General features: G+C 65.9%; 10 protein-coding genes. 9 read left to right on the top strand and 1 reads right to left on the bottom strand.

The features are described from left to right. Nucleotides 1–79 precede the first annotated feature (79 nt). Both AVHM3334_RS06705 and AVHM3334_RS06700 read left to right on the top strand, forming a co-directional pair. The gene (locus AVHM3334_RS06705; protein WP_284410745.1) at nt 80–445 is read left to right on the top strand and encodes a hypothetical protein; all 366 of its coding nucleotides are present in this window, start codon (nt 80–82) and stop codon (nt 443–445) included. 173 nt (nt 446–618) lie between these two features. Continuing rightward, nucleotides 619–1,890: a multifunctional CCA addition/repair protein gene (locus AVHM3334_RS06700; protein WP_284410744.1), complete on the top strand. Its 1,272-nt coding sequence runs from the start codon at nt 619–621 to the stop codon at nt 1,888–1,890. A 57-nt stretch (nt 1,891–1,947) separates the two neighbouring features. Here the strand turns inward: AVHM3334_RS06700 and trxC are convergent, their stop codons facing one another. Then, nucleotides 1,948–2,394 (bottom strand): thioredoxin TrxC, encoded by a 447-nt coding sequence (gene trxC / locus AVHM3334_RS06695; RefSeq protein ID WP_284410743.1) that lies wholly within the window; start codon nt 2,392–2,394, stop codon nt 1,948–1,950. Between the two features lie 125 nt (nt 2,395–2,519). On the opposite strand from trxC, the gene otsB reads away from it, so the two are divergent. The 7 genes from otsB to AVHM3334_RS06660 all read left to right on the top strand — a co-directional run bounded on the left by otsB (nt 2,520) and on the right by AVHM3334_RS06660 (nt 15,518). Then, entirely contained in the window at nt 2,520–3,257 is a 738-nt protein-coding gene (gene otsB / locus AVHM3334_RS06690) for a trehalose-phosphatase (RefSeq protein WP_284410741.1), read from the top strand. Next, entirely contained in the window at nt 3,254–5,065 is a 1,812-nt protein-coding gene (locus AVHM3334_RS06685) for a glycoside hydrolase family 15 protein (RefSeq protein ID WP_284410738.1), read from the top strand. The genes otsB and AVHM3334_RS06685 overlap by 4 nt, the downstream gene beginning before the upstream one ends. 68 nt (nt 5,066–5,133) lie before the next feature. After that, the gene (gene otsA, locus AVHM3334_RS06680; protein ID WP_284410736.1) at nt 5,134–6,507 is read left to right on the top strand and encodes an alpha,alpha-trehalose-phosphate synthase (UDP-forming); all 1,374 of its coding nucleotides are present in this window, start codon (nt 5,134–5,136) and stop codon (nt 6,505–6,507) included. A gap of 177 nt (nt 6,508–6,684) precedes the next feature. Next, nucleotides 6,685–9,126 (top strand): type VI secretion system Vgr family protein, encoded by a 2,442-nt coding sequence (locus AVHM3334_RS06675; protein ID WP_284410734.1) that lies wholly within the window; start codon nt 6,685–6,687, stop codon nt 9,124–9,126. Between the two features lie 91 nt (nt 9,127–9,217). Beyond that, on the top strand, nt 9,218–13,945 hold the full coding sequence (locus AVHM3334_RS06670; protein WP_284410732.1) for an RHS repeat-associated core domain-containing protein: 4,728 nt from the start codon (nt 9,218–9,220) through the stop codon (nt 13,943–13,945). Between the two features lie 262 nt (nt 13,946–14,207). Beyond that, nucleotides 14,208–14,651 carry a DUF5412 family protein gene (locus AVHM3334_RS06665; protein ID WP_284410730.1) on the top strand — a complete coding sequence of 148 codons (444 nt, stop codon included), beginning with the start codon at nt 14,208–14,210 and terminating at the stop codon, nt 14,649–14,651. A 513-nt stretch (nt 14,652–15,164) separates the two neighbouring features. Continuing rightward, nucleotides 15,165–15,518 (top strand): hypothetical protein, encoded by a 354-nt coding sequence (locus AVHM3334_RS06660; protein ID WP_284410729.1) that lies wholly within the window; start codon nt 15,165–15,167, stop codon nt 15,516–15,518. The last annotated feature ends 275 nt before the right edge of the window (nt 15,519–15,793 follow it).

Here is a 15,793-nt window from a genome sequence, read left to right as displayed (position 1 = left end):
ACATCGCTTCCTGCGGGCAACGAACCGGGGGCGGAGCAGGCGGCACGCTGTGGGGGCAGCCACTCCAGGAACGAGTTCCATGCCCTCCACCTTCTTCAGCACCCCTCCCCATCCATCCCTGATGGGCGTCGAAACGCCGGCCCGCAAGCCCACGCGGTTCGCCCTTGTGCCACCGCCTTTCACACCGGGCCTCGGCACGATGCCGGACAGCGGCTTCGGGGAGCCGGCCGCCGAAGGCGGCACGCTTTCCTTCGACCGGGGCGTGGCCGGGCGGCACCACCCCGAACTGCTGGCCTACCTCGACCGGCTGCAGGCCGACTTCGAGGCCCAGGCCACGCTGGGGCCGAACGGCATCAAGACCCTGCGGTACAGCCATTCCTACGAGGCCCAGCGCATCGAGGTGATTCGCGGAGCGCTCGCACGGTTGACTGCCGACAAGCACTGAGCGCTGCGGCAGCCCGCCCGAGCGGAGTCCGGCCAGGGCCGTGAGCAACAGCTTTTGCTATGAATTCAATAGCTGCAAAACTCGTCGATACTGCGTTGGATGCCTTTTTCCCTTGAACGAGGTGAAGCGCTCCGCTGCTCGCACGGGGCCGTGCGCACCGTAAACTGCCGCCCATGAAAATCTACATGGTGGGCGGCGCGGTGCGCGACAGGCTGCTGGGCCGTCCGGTCAACGACCGGGACTGGGTCGTCGTAGGAGCCACGCCCGACGAAATGGCTGCGCAAGGCTACCTGCCCGTGGGGCGCGACTTCCCCGTGTTCCTGCACCCGCAGACGCACGAGGAATACGCGCTGGCACGCACCGAGCGCAAGAGCGGAAACGGCTACCGCGGTTTTGCCGTGCAGGCCTCGCCCGAGGTCACGCTGGAGGAAGACCTCTCGCGCCGCGACCTCACGATCAACGCCATCGCGCAGCACGTCGATGCGCTCCCCGGTGCCGGCACCTCGGCGCTTTCAGCCACGCCCGATCTGTGCGACCCCTACGGCGGCGTGCAAGACCTTCGGGCGCGCGTGCTGCGCCATGTGACGGACGCCTTTCGCGAAGACCCGGTGCGCATCCTGCGCGTGGCGCGCTTCGCTGCGCGCTTCACCGACTTCACCGTCGCCCCCGAAACGCGGTCGCTGATGCGGGAGATGGTCGAAGCCGGCGAGGTGGACCACCTCGTGGCCGAACGCGTCTGGCAGGAACTGGCCCGCGGCCTCATGGAAGCCGCGCCCTCGCGCATGTTCGAAGTGCTGCGCGACTGCGGCGCGCTGGCCGTGCTGCTGCCCGAACTCGTCCGCCTCTGGGGCGTGCCCCAGCGCGCCGAATACCACCCCGAAGTCGATACCGGCGTGCACGTGATGATGGTGCTGGACATGGCCGCGCGCCTGCAGGCGCCGCTCACGGTGCGCTTTGCCTGCCTGGCGCACGACCTGGGCAAGGGCACCACGGCGGCCGACGTGCTGCCGCGCCACATCGGCCACGAAACCCGCAGCGCCGAGTTGCTGCGCGATGTGTGCGAGAGGCTGCGCGTGCCGGTGGATTGCCGCGAAACCGCCGACGTGGTCGCCCGGGAGCACGGCAACATCCACCGCAGCGCAGACCTGGGCGCCGCCGCCCTCGTGCGCTTGCTGGAACGGTGCGACGCCCTGCGCAAGCCAGCGCGCTTTGCACAGGTGCTGCTTGCCTGCGAATGCGACGCGCGCGGCCGGCTGGGCTTCGAAAACAACGCCTACCCTCAGCGCCCCCGGCTGACCGCCGCCCTGGCTGCCGCGCAGTCGGTGGTGACGGCGGAGATCGCCGCACGCGCTGCAGCCGCTGGCGCCGCCGGGCCGCAGGTCGGGCAATGGATTCGCGAAGCGCGAGTGCGTGCGGTGGCCGATTGGCTGGCTGCGCAGGGCTGAAGCGGGCCGTCGATCGGCCGCCCGTGCCGGCCCGGCCCCGCTCTGGCCTGATGGTTCTCACTGGGTGGTAGCGGTGCGCACCCACCGTGCGATGTCGGCCGCACCCAGTGCCCCCGAAATGCGCGCAGTCTCCTGGCCATTTTTGAACACGATCATCGTTGGAATGCTGCGGATCTGATAGCGCGCCGCCAGGGCCTGGTGTGCCTCGGTGTCGAGCTTGGCCAGGCGCACCAGCGGTTCCAGTTCACGCGCGGCCTGTGCGAAGGCGGGCGCCATCGTTCGGCATGGCCCGCACCAGGGCGCCCAGAAATCCACCACCAGCGGAATGTGGCTGCGCTGTGCATGGCGCTCGAAACTCTCGGCATCCAGAGCCAGCGGCGTGCCGGTGAAGAGAGGCTGGTGGCATTTCCCGCAGTCGGGTGCGCTGGCGAGTTGCTCCGGGCGCACGCGATTGGTCGTATGGCAATGCGGGCAGACGATGTGCTGGGGCGAGGTGTCGTTCATGGCATGGGCAAGAGGTCAAGGTGCAATGGGCAGATGGACGCGCGCGCCGGTCTTTCAAGGCGCCTACAGCCGCCCTGCCTTGGCGCCTACAGCCGGTTGAAAGGCTTCTGGTAAGGTGGCTGGCAATGCAAAAGCTACCGCTGCTGACTGCGAGATACGCACTTTTCCTCGATTTTGACGGCACGCTCGCCGATATTGCGCCACATCCCGATGCGGTGCAGGTACCGCCGGGCATCGTGCCCGCCCTCCAGGCGCTGCACGAACGCCTGGGCGGCGCTCTGGCGATCGCCACCGGGCGCACGCAAGCCGACATTGATCGATTCCTTTCCCCACTGCAATTGCCCCTCGCCTGCGAGCACGGCGCCCAGTACCGCCTGGGCAACGGCCTCGTCGGGGCCGTGCCGGCCACCGATCTGACGGGGGTGATCCGAACCATCGAGGCCTTGCGTGACCGCTACCCCGCCCTGGTGCTGGAGCGCAAGAGTGCAGGCGTCGCGCTGCACTACCGCCAGGCGCTGGAGCTGGAAGCGCTGTGCCGCTCGACCTTGGAACATGCGCTCAAGCACGCGCCCGGCCTGGAACTGATGCAGGGCAAATGCGTGCTGGAGATCAAGCCGTCCGGCCCCAGCAAGGGGCGCGCCATCACCGACTTCATGCAGCACCCGCCGTTTAAGGGCCGCATCCCCATTTTTGCGGGCGACGATGTGACCGACGAAAACGGCTTCGTCGCCACGCAGGCCCTGGGCGGCATCGGCATCAAGGTGGGTACCGGTGAGACCGCGGCGGTGGTCCGCTGCGAAGACACCACGGCCCTGCGCGAGTGGCTTTACCAGATGGCCGCGCCCGAAAGGCCCATGGAATGAAGACCGGCTCGCTCTTCGGGCCACGCGCCGAGCCGTCCCTCTCGCTCGGCATGGTCGGCAACTGCGCCATCAGTGCGCTGGTGGACGAACAAGGCCACATCGTGTGGTGCTGCCTGCCGCGCTTCGATGGCGACCCGGTGTTCAACGCGTTGGTCCAGCCGGGCGAAGAGGGAAGCCGCTTCGCCATCGAACTGGAAGACCTCGCCACGACCGAGCAGTGGTACGAGCCCAATACCGCGGTGCTGCGCACCCGGCTCACCGACCGCTCGGGCAACAGCATCGAGATTACCGACTTCGCGCCGCGTTTCTATGCCCGCGCCCGCTACTTCCGGCCCATGATGCTGGTGCGCCGCGTGCAGCGCCTCTCGGGCGCGCCCCGCATCCGCGTGACCGTGGACGTGCGCTTCGGCTGGGGCAGGGATGCGCCCGAGATCACGCAGGGCAGCAACCACATCCGCTACGTCGGAGAGGAGCTGACGCTGCGGCTCAATACCGACGTGCCCATTTCCCACGTGCTGTCGGGCCAGCCTTTCGTGATGGCGCGCGAGCACAATTTTCTGCTGGGCGCCGATGAATCGCTGCCCACCGGCATCGCGGACACGGCCCGCCACTACGAGCAGGAAACCGTCTGGTACTGGCGCCATTGGACGCAGCGCCTGGCCGTGCCGCTCGAATGGCAGAGCGCGGTGATCCGCGCGGCCATCACGCTCAAGCTCTCGCTATTCGAGGACACCGGCGCCATCGTGGCGGCCATGACGACGAGCATTCCCGAATCGGCCGACAGCGGCCGAAACTGGGACTACCGCTATTGCTGGCTGCGCGATGCTTTCTTCGTCGTGCGGGCGCTCAACAGCCTGTCCGAGACGGCGACGATGGAGGACTACCTGCGCTGGCTCAGCAACGTGGTGGCCGAGGCCAGCGACGGCCACATTCAGCCGCTGTACGGCATCGGCCTGGAGCACGACCTGCCCGAAGCGTTAGTTCCGCACCTGGCCGGCTACCGGGGAATGGGCCCGGTGCGCGTGGGCAATCAGGCCGCCGAGCATTTTCAGCACGACGTGTACGGCAACATCATCCTGGGCGCGGCGCAGGCCTTTCACGACCAGCGGTTGCTGCACCCCGCGGGCGCGACCGAATTCACGCGCATGGAACAGATCGGCGAACTGGCCGTGCGCGTGTACGGCCAGCCGGACGCCGGCATGTGGGAGCTGCGCACCCGTGCCCGCGTGCACACCTCGTCGGCGCTGATGAGCTGGGCCGCCTGCGATCGCCTGGCCAAGATCGCCCATGCACTGAACCTGCCCGACCGCGCCAGCTACTGGAGCGATCACGCCCACGCCATGCGCGAGGAGATTCTTGCCAAGTCCTGGAGCGAAGAGCGCCAGGCGTTCGCCGAAAGCTTCGGCGGCAACGAACTGGACGCCAGCGTGCTGCTCATGGCCGAAGTGGGCCTGATCGATCCGAAAGACCCGCGCTTCGTCTCGACGGTGGACGCCATGGAGGCTTCGCTCTGCGACGGGCCCTACATGCGCCGTTACGAGGCGGCCGACGACTTCGGCAAGCCCGACACCGCCTTCAACATCTGCGCGTTCTGGCGCATCGATGCGCTGGCCCGCATCGGCCGCAAGGCACAGGCCCGCGAAATCTTCGAGGCCCTGCTGGCTGCGCGCAACCCGCTCGGCCTGCTGTCCGAAGACACGCATGCGCAGACCGGCGAGATGTGGGGCAACTTCCCGCAGACCTATTCCATGGTCGGCATCATCAATGCCGCCATGCGGCTGTCCGCCCCCTGGGACAGCGTGATCTGACCGACCTGAAAGGCGCCGCCATCCGCCACGCCCAACGCCCGCACGCACGCACCGCAAGGAAACTTCCCATGAGCCGCCTCGTCGTCATCTCCAACCGCATCGCCGATCCCCGCAAGCCCGCCGCCGGAGGCCTGGCCGTCGCGCTGGGCGAGACGCTGAGCCGAACCGGGGGCCTGTGGTTCGGCTGGAGCGGCAACATCGCGGAAGACGGCCTGCCCGGCGAAGCCAAGCTGCAGACGCGCCAGGCCGGCACCGTCACGCTGGCCACCGTGGACCTGTGCCAGGAAGACCACGACAGCTACTACAGCGGCTACAGCAACAGCGTGCTCTGGCCGGTGTTCCATTACCGGCTGGATCTGGCGGACTTCGATGCCAGCTACATCTCCGGCTACCGCCGCGTGAACCAGATGTTCGCCCGCAAGCTGCTGCCGCTGCTCAAGGACGACGACACCATCTGGGTACACGACTACCACCTGATCCCGCTCGCCGCCGAGCTGCGGGCGCTGGGCTGCCGCCAGCGCATCGGGTTCTTTCTGCACATTCCCGTGCCGCCCCCGCTCATCATGGCAGCCATCCCGCAGCATGAATGGCTGATGCGCTCCCTGTTCGCCTACGACCTCGTGGGCCTGCAGAGCGAGGCCGACGTGTCGCATTTCACGCGGTATCTCAGCAACGAGGCCAACGCCGAAACGGTCGGGCCGCAGCATCTGCGCGCATTCGGCGCCACGGTGCAGGTCGGCGCCTTTCCCATCGGGATCGACGTGGACGAATTCACCCGGCTGGCCGCCGCGCCCGAGGCCGTGCAGACCTACACCGCCATGCGCGACGAATACTCGCGCCGGCGCCTGTTGCTGGGCATCGACCGGCTGGACTATTCCAAGGGCATCCCGCAGCGCGTGCGCGCCTTTCGCGAACTGCTGGCGCGCTACCCCGAGAACCACCACAGCGCCACGCTGGTGATGATCGCCTCGCCCACCCGCGACAGCGTGGACGCCTATGCCGACCTGCGCCAGGAACTGGAAGGCCTGTGCGGCGCCATCAACGGCGACTACGGCGAACTCGACTGGATGCCCCTGCGCTACATCCACCGCACCGTCGCACGCAAGCGCGTGCCGGGCCTGTGCCGCGCCGCCGCCGTGGGCCTGGTGACGCCGCTGCGCGACGGCATGAACCTCGTCGCCAAGGAATACATCGCCGCCCAAGACCCGGACGACCCCGGCGTGCTGGTGCTGTCGCGCTTCGCCGGCGCGGCCGAGCAGATGAAGGAAGCGCTGCTGGTCAACCCCTACGACACCCAGGGCATGGCCGACACCATCCAGGCCGCGCTGCAGATGCCTTTGAAAGAACGCCAGCGGCGCTACCAGGCCCTCATGGCGCGCATCAAGGAGCACGACATCCACTGGTGGCGCAAGACGTTTCTGGAGACGCTGGCTGAGGGCTGAGGGCTGCGGCAGAACCCATTCGACATGCACGAAAGGCAGCACCATCGTTTGCACAAAAGTCACTCACTGGCAAACAACTTTCCCGATGGATCGAGGGGAAATTTTTAGAATTTCCGCACAGCGAGATATGATCGCGGCCATTTCAACGTAACGGCCCGGTACGCGGGCCTGCAAAACATGACCCGCCGCGTCACGATCCAAACGCCCCTGGGAGAGCAGCTGCAGTTCCGGCAGTTGCAGGGCAAGGAAGCCATCAGCCAACTCTTCTGCCTCGACCTGGACCTGCTCTGCGACAGCAAAAGCATCGACCCGAAGGCGCTGCTGGGCAAGCACGCCACCGTGGTGGTGGAAACGCAGGGGGGCGGGCGGCGCTACCTGGACGGCATCGTCACCCGCTTCGGCATGCAGGGCGAGGACCACCGCTCCTACTCCTACCGCCTGCGCCTGCAGCCCTGGCTGTGGCTGGCGACCCGCAAAACCGATTTCAAGATATTCCAGAACAAGACCGTTCCGGAGATCGTCGAGGAGGTCCTGGGCAAATACGGCTACGCCCTGCAAAAGAAGCTCACCCGCAGCTACCGCATCTGGGACTACTGCGTGCAGTACGGCGAGAGCGATTGCGACTTCGTCTCGCGCCTGCTGGAACACGAAGGGGCGTACTACTACTTCGAGCACGCGGCCGGCCAGCACACCTTGATCCTGGCCGACGACATCGTAGCCTCGCACAGCCCGCTGCCGGGCGCGGCGGTCATCCCGTTCTACCCGCCCGAGAAAGCCGCCGTCGCCGACAAAGAGAACATCCATGCCTGGGAACTGCACCAGAGCATCCACTCCGGGCGGCGCTACAACGACGACTACGACTTCCAGAAACCGCGCGCCGACCTGTCCAACATGCGCCAGACCCCACCGGGGCACGCGCACGACGCCCACGAGATCTACGAATGGCCGGGCGGCTACACCCAGTTCGGCGACGGCGAAGCCTACGCGCGGGTGCGGCTGCAGGAAAGCCTCACCGGCCACAGCACCGTCAAGGGCCAGTCGCGCCACCGGGCGCTGGCCCCCGGCTACACCTTCACGCTGGAGAACTACCCGCGGGAAGACCAGAACCAGCAATACCTGATCACCGGCCTCGAATACCACTTCAAGGAAAACCCCCAGGTCAGCGCCGCCGCGCCCGGCGCCAAGGGCACGCCGCAGGAAGAAGGCTCGTTCCAGAAGTTCACCCTGCAGGCCCAGCCCACCAGCGTGCCCTACACGCCCGCGCGCACCACGCCCAAGCCCAAGACCACCGGCCCGCAGACCGCGGTGGTCGTCGGCCCGCCCGGCGAGGAAATCTGGCCCGACCAGTACGGCCGGGTGAAGGTGCAGTTCCACTGGGACCGCATCGGGGCGATGAACGAGAACTCCAGCTGCTGGGTGCGGGTATCCAGCAGCTGGGCCGGCTCGGGCTTCGGGGCCATGTTCATCCCGCGCATCGGCCACGAGGTCATCGTGGATTTTTTGAACGGTGATCCGGACTACCCGATCATCACCGGCTGCGTTTACAACGCCGACAACATGCCACCGTGGGCCTTGCCGGGCAACGCCACGCAGTCGGGCATCAAGACCAAGTCGAGCAAGGGCGGGGCGTTCGGCGCTGGCATGAAAGATGGGGCAGGCGATGCCAACGCCATCCGCTTCGAGGACAAGGCCGGGGCCGAGCAGCTGTGGCTGCATGCGCAGAAGGATCAGTTGGTGGAGGTCGAGAACGATGAGACGCATTGGGTCGGTCGGGATCGGCAAAAAACCATCGACCGGGACGAGACCAACGTCATCCACCGGGATCGGACAGAGACGGTTGATCGGAATGAAGACATCACGGTCCACAACAACCGCACCGAGCGGGTGGACCACGACGAAAAAATCAGCATCGGCGACAACCGGCGCGAGGACGTGGGCATCGACGAGACGGTGAGCATCGGCAAGAACCGCACGAAGAAGGTCGGCCAGAACGAGAGCGACGACATCGGCCGGGACTGGACGGTCCAGGTGGGCTCTCACAAAAAGGAAACCGTGGGCAAGACCTACCGCGAAACCACCGGCCTCGCGAAACTGATGAACATCGGCATGGCCTACAGCCGCAACGTGGGCATGGCGATGAACTCCCTGGTCGGCATGCTTCAGGCCAGCGAAGTCGGCCTGCAAAAAAAGCTCTTCGTCGGACAAAGCTACGCCGCCAGCATCGGCGAATCGTTCGAACTGAAAGTGGGCGAGCGCAAGACGGAAACCGTTGGACAGGTATCGATCCATTCGAGCGGCGATCACCTCGAACTGGTGTGCGGTCAGGCCAGGATCGTGCTGAAGGCCGACGGCGGCATCTACCTCAAGGGCGCGCACATCGAACTGCAGGGCGACAGCGGCATTCATGGCGACGCCGGCACCATCCAGTGGAATTGCGGCGCCAGCCAGACGCCGCCCGCAGCCCCTGCGGGCGGCGATGGCGCAGGCAATGCAGGCACCGCCGCCGATGCCGGATCGCCCGGCAAGACACCCGGCTTCGCCGGGCAGGCCGCAGCATCCGCCATGGCGGCCACGTCAGGCGCCCCACCCGCGTCGGTGCTGACCAAATCGGCGTTCTGACCGCTCGGGTCATTCAACGCGGCGTGACCGCCGGCACGCCACGGGCCAACCCCTGCGCCCCCACCATCACCCCCCCTAAAAGCGAGACTCCATGGGCAAGCCAGCAGCCAGACAAAGCGACCTCACCAAGAAAGGCGGGCCCATCGTTCAGGGCTCGCGCACGGTGCTGATCGGCACCAGCGGGGGCGTGGCGTGCTCGGCCTGCCCGGGCGGGGTCACCGAAGGCCACCCGGTCAATCCGCTGCTGGGCGCCAAGGTGCTGCCCGGCGAGCAGGACTTCGCCCTGCCCGGCCCCCTGCCGTTCACGCTGACGCGCTCGTACTCCAGCCACCAGAGCCCGCAGCCGGCCCCCGTGGGGCTGCTCGGTCCCGGCTGGTGGCTGCCGGGGGAGGCCAGCTTGGTGCACGGCGACGACCGCTCGCCCGGCGACGACCACGCGCCCGGCGCGCTGCGCCTGCACGACGGGCGCGGGCGAAGCATCGCCTTCGAGCCGCTGGCGCCCGGCGAGATCGCCCACAGCGCCAGCGAAGGGCTGTGGCTGGTGCGCTGCGGCACCGGGCACCTGCCGGGGGCCGCCCAGGGCGGCCACGCAGCACGCCTGGCGCGCCTGTGGAGCGCCCTGCCCGCGTCCGTGCGGGCCGACGCTCGGGCCACGGTGGCCACCGCCTCGCCGCTGGGGCCATGGTGGGTTTTTGCGCCCTCCAGCGCGGGCGCTGCGCCCGCAGGGGAGATGGGGGCGGCAGGGGCGGCTGCGGCCGCAGGGGAGATGGGGGCCGCAGGGGCCGGGCACCGCGACGTGCTGCACGGCCTGTGCGACCGCTTCGCCCGCGTGCAGCGCCACGAGCACCATGCCGACGGCCCCTTCGCGGGCCACCTGCACACGGTCACCGATGGCGCAGGCCGCTGCTACCGCTTCGCGCTGCAGCGCATCGCACCGCCCGGACCGCCCGCCCACGGCTGGGGGCACGATGCCGGCGTGCGCCTCACGGCCGTCTGGCTGGAATCAGACCCCCACCAACCGCACCAGGATCAACCGCGCCAGGACCAACCGCGCCAGGCACTGCCCCTGGCCCTGGTGCGCTATGCCTACACCCCGCGCGGCGAACTCGCCCGCGTGATCGACCGCACGGGCCGCACCGTGCGCACCTTCGACTACGCCGATGCCGCACACCCCGGCCACCCCGGCCGAATGACCGGCCATGCCCACGCCGGCCGGCCCATGACGCGCTACACCTACGACGCGCTCGGCCGCGTCGTCTCCCAGACCACGCCCCACGGGCTGGACCTGCACCTGGACTACACGCCGCTGCCCGCCGACGCCAGCGCCACCCCGCCCCTGCCCGAGCGCGCCAGCACCCTCGTCACCGACAGCCTGGGCCGGCAGCGGCGCTACGTGTTCTCCGGCGAGGCGGGCCTGGCCCGCGTGGCCGAGCGCATCGAGGCCGACGGCGCGCGCTCTGCCTGGCGCCACGACAGCGCCGCCCGCCTGCTGGAGCGCACCGATCCCCTGGGCCGCACCGTGCGCCACGACATCGATGCGGCCACCGGCCTGCTCGTGGGCACCACCGATGCGGCCGGGCGCAGCCAGCGCATCGAGCACGATGCATGGGGCCTGCCCCTGCGCCACATCGCCAGCGCCCCCGAGGGCGCCGCCGGCGAGCCGCTGGCCTCCACCTGGCGCCACGATGCCTGGGGCCGGCTCTTGGAGCACACCGATGCGCTGGGCCAGACCACGCTCTACCGCTACCCGCAGATGCCCGGCGCCGAACCGCAGGGCAACTCGCAGGACAAACCGCAGGGCGAGACCCCGGCCATGCCAGACCTCACTGGCCTGCCCGGCCTGCCCGGCCTGCCCGACCTCCCGATCGCCATCACCGACGCGCGCGGCGGCACCACGGCGCTGCAATGGAATGCCCTGGGCATGCTGGCCAGCCGCACCGACTGCAGCGGCCGCACCACCCGCTGGCACTACGACGCCTGGGGCCGCACCACCCGCGTGCAGGGCGAGCAAGGCTGGCAGCAGCGCACGGCCTACGACCCATCCGGCCGACCCGTCGAGACGACGGACGCGCTGGGGCGCACCACCCGCTACCGCTACGCCCCGGACAGCGGCGATCTGCTGGCCGTCGAGCACCCCGGCGGGCTGCACGAGCGCTTCACGCACGATGCCTGGGGTCGCATCGTCTGCTATCAATACGGTAGCAACGAGGGCAATCAAACCCACGGCGCGGGCACTGAAACACCTAAAAACCCCTCCCAGCGCCCCCTGCTCACCCAGCACTACCGCTACGACCCCGCGGGCCGCCTGGTGGAGCTGCACAACGAGAATGCCGGCGTGCACCGCTTCGCCTACGACGTGCGCGACCGGCTCCTCCAGGAGACGGGCTTTGACGGCCACGCCACCCGCCATGCCTACGACCGGGCCGGCCAGCGCATCCGCACCGAGGATGCCCGCCACGCCATCGCCTACCAGTGGAGCGAGGCGGGCATGCTGCTGGCCCGGGTCATCACGCCGGTCGGCGCACCTGGCACACCTGGAAAGGCGCCCGACGGCACGCCGCCGGACCGGTCCGCAGCCCTGCCCGAGCCCGGCGCCGCCAGCGAGGCCGCCCCGATCGTCGAGTGGTTCGAGCACGACGGCGCCGGCCTGCTCGTGGCCGCCCACCACCACACGGCCGTGCTGCGCCACCGCGTGAGCGTGCACCTGCGCCGCGACCGCCTGGGCCGCATCCTGGGCGAGCGCCAGGCGATGCATTCCCTGGACGGCACCCTGCTGTGGAGCCACGAGAGCGCGCATTCGCTCGATGCGGGCGGCGCCCCCGATCAGGCCGACCTGCCGGGGTTGCCGCCGCTGCAGTGGCTGACCTACGGCGCGGGCCATGTGCATGGCCTGCTCCTGGGCGCAGAACCCCTGCTGCACATAGAGCGCGACGGCCTGCACCGCCCCGTGGCCCTGGACTTCGGCGCCAGCCGCTCCCGCTGGCAGCACGATGCGCTGTCGCGCCTGCAGGCCATGGCCGTCGGGCGCTTGGAGGGCACCGAGGGTTCTACGGCCCCGGTCCCGGACCACGCCGGCATGCCGGCCATGCCCTCCATGCCCTCGCTGTCCTCGCTGGCGCGCCAGCACCACTACGACGCGGCCGGCCGCCTGGCGCGCATCGACACGCCGCATGGCGCCTTGCAGCATGCCTACGATGCAGCCGGCCGGCTGGCCGCCGCCCAGTGGCCAGGCACCCAGGCCCGGCACTACCGCTACGACCCCGCCGGCAATCCCTGGGCGCCCCCGGCCAGTGCCTCCAAAGGCCATCCCCAGGACGACTGGGCCAGCGAGGTGCGCCGCCAGTTCCACGACCCCGCCTTCGACCTGCTGCGCCAGGACGCCCCGCTCCCGCCCGGCCACCCCCGCGACCGCTGGCCCGACAACCGCGTCCTCGCCCACGGGCCCTGGCGCTACCGCTACGGCCCCTGCGGCAACCTGCTGGAGAAGACCCATGCCGATGGCCGGCAGTCCCACCGCCTGCACTGGGACCACGCACAGCGCCTGGTCGTCCACGAGCAGCACGACGCAGCCTCTGGCCTGCGCATCCGCCGCGTGCACCACTACGACGTGTTCGGGCGGCGTATGGCAACCCGCATCGAGCGAACTGCAGCAGAGGGGCAGACAACCACCACCGAGATGCGCTGCCATGGATGGCAGGGCGATGCCCTGACTTTGACGGAGTTGCGTGATCTGGGAGAACTGGGCCAGCAGGGCGAGCCAGCACGCCCCCAGGACACTCGCCGCATCCATACGCTCTACGCCCCAGGCTCCTTCCTGCCCCTGCTGCGCATCCAGACCCGCGCCCACGCCGAGCCGCCCACCCTCGCCCAGCTATTGGGCGCCGCCCAAGCCCACGAGCGCGAACAGCCAGAAGCGCTGCAAGCCCTGCAGGACGAACTGCGCCACGGGGCGAGCGCCGCCACCCGCCGCCATCTGCAATCGATGGGGCTGGATGCCGAACGCCTGCAGGCCCGCCTGCGCGGCGAGAGCGCACAGATCACGCATCTGCACCTGTACCACTGCGACCACCTGGGCACGCCACTGGCGCTCATCAACCTGCAAGGGAATATCGACTGGCACATCCAACTGGACCCCTGGGGGAACACCATTGCCGAGCACAACCCGCTCCAATTGCACCAGCCCATTCGCATGCAGGGCCAGCATGACGAGGGGGAGGGGGCAACGCTGTTTTATAACCGGCACAGGTATTACGACCCCGGCCTGGGGCGGTATGTCTCGCAAGACCCTATTGGGTTGGCGGGTGGGGTGAATAATTACCAGTATGGTGAAAATAATCCGGTGAGATTTACCGATCCCGAGGGTTTGCAAGCCAATCGACCAAATCGTCCTAGTTGGTGGAATGAGGGGTGGTCGCCTAAAACCCCGCCAGGAAATTGCGCAACAGCGGAATGCGCAGCAGGAATTGGAGATACCAAACCCATGGGGAAGATCAACTCTACTGAGGGCCTCACCTGTACCGTTCGAGTAGGAATAGGTATTGGTGTAACGGCGTCATATAACACTGAGAAGGGTCTTACGTATCTTGGTGTAGGCCCCCAAGCTGGATTGAGTGCCTCTATTACAGGGGCAGGAGAAATGCTGGTCACAGGTGAGGGCGCAAAAGGAATAGTGGTCCAAACTTCCGGTGCATTTGGCAATGGATTTATAGGCGTTAGTGGAAACAGTGCAATGGGGACTGCCGGTACTACGACAACGGTTTCCCCCGGCATAGGCACAATAGGCGTCTCTGCTGGAGCAACCATAGGGTATCGCAAATGAAAGAAATACCAATCTCAATATGGGCAGCAACTATATTTGCAATAGTTCATATGGTTGCCTGTCAATTATTAATAAATCAAATAAAAGACAAATATCCTGCAGAATACGAAATCATGGGAAGACCTCATGTTATCAAAAATAATACCCCTGCCAGTACTTTTCTTTTTTGGAAATGGCTACTAAAGAAACCATCGAATCTATTGGAAAGAAAAATTATTCGTCAAATTTACGCAATTAGGTTGGTTACATTAATATTTTTATTATGGTTTTTTTATTCAATTTTTATGATAACGAGTGGAAGTTCATAGCCAGTTTTGTAAATGCATGGGATTTTAAAATGAGGATTTTAATTTTCGTTGTTTGTTTGGCGCTCGCTGGATGCTATCCAATCCATGATGAGAGCAACTGTCAAGATGAAATCATATTATCGAAAAACTCGCCTGACGGTCAATTTACAGCTACGGCAGCGCTTCGAAGCTGCGGCAGCACAACCTCAATTGCAAAAATAATTTATTTGAAAAAAATTAACACCAAAACCAATGAAGAAGATAAATACGGAGAAAGAATTTTCGTCACAACCGCTGAAGTTGAACCTTCATTTCAATGGCAAAATGATTTATTAATCATAAACTCCCCGAAACTCAGAAACGATATTTTCATTAGCAAAGATGAATGGAAGAATATAAAAATAATATACGCCCAATAATAAATATAAATCTAAAATGTGAAGAATTCAGGACATGCATTGCATTCAGACGGGGGCGTCGTAATGTTGTTTTTGATATGCATACGTCGCTGGGAACCCGCTGATGTTCATAGACCCGCACGGGCTGCAAGCGTCTGGCGGTGATGGCGGCTTGGGCTCGGGACCATGTTTCGACTTCAACCAATTCACCAACCAAATCGAGGAGAACCGTTCGAGTACCGCAGCAGACTTGGCAGCTCTTACGGCTACCGGGGCGGTTGGGACCATGCCGAAAACTCCTAGCGAGCTTCGGGGGCTTGGTGTACCAAAGAGCGAGCTGAACCCCTATACAAGCCAGATGAGCCGTTGGTCGAGTCGTCTTGGAATGCGTGAGCTGCGGGTAATAGGGCGCACAGCCGGAGGCGTGGCGCTTGGAGCGACTGCCACGGGCGCACTCATATTCGATGGCTTCTACAACTGGGGAGTTATTGGCAAGGCTGCATGGGATGCAACGTCGTCAGGAGGAAACTGCGGATGTGGTTCAAAGTGAAAAAGCCTGCGATGGCGGTCCCTTCGGAAGAGCTTGTGCGCCTGCGCGCGCTGCAGCATCTGGCAGAGGTGTTTGGTGTGCCTGAAGAATCGCTCTCCCTTGATGCCCGCTTCGGTCAAGAGTTGAGGGCAAACCCAGTCTCTGACTTTAAGGAAAACCAGTTCGACATCGTTCACAACAACATCAAGGATGTTGCGGACAAGCGCCTTCTCAAGGAAATGGCGCAAGGGCGTCTGGTCATTAGGAGTGTCGGCGAATACTGCGAGCACATGGTCCGCTGCAGCAATATCAATCCCGAAGAGGTCGTTCGCGTTCTTCGACTGCCAGCGACGGAGTAGCGCTGTTCCGCCGAATCCAGGCTGGCCGCAGGCGGTGAATAGGCGCCCCTTTCAATCCGTTGTTGCCTCAGATCATGGCTGTGACAAAAAACCCATCAAAACCTCCCGATTTCCTCTTGCCAACCTTTCTCCGTTGACCCCACATTCCCCATGGGCAAGCCAGCAGCCAGACAAAGCGACCTCACCAAGAAAGGCGGGCCCATCGTTCAGGGCTCGCGCACGGTGCTGATCGGCACCAGCGGGGGCGTGGCGTGCTCGGCCTGCCCGGGCGGGGT

It is taken from the genome of Acidovorax sp. SUPP3334 (assembly GCF_030159055.1).
Taxonomy (GTDB): Bacteria; Pseudomonadota; Gammaproteobacteria; order Burkholderiales; family Burkholderiaceae_C; genus Paracidovorax.
Note: the sequence above shows the minus strand (reverse complement) of the source record. Positions and strands in the feature narration are given on the sequence as shown.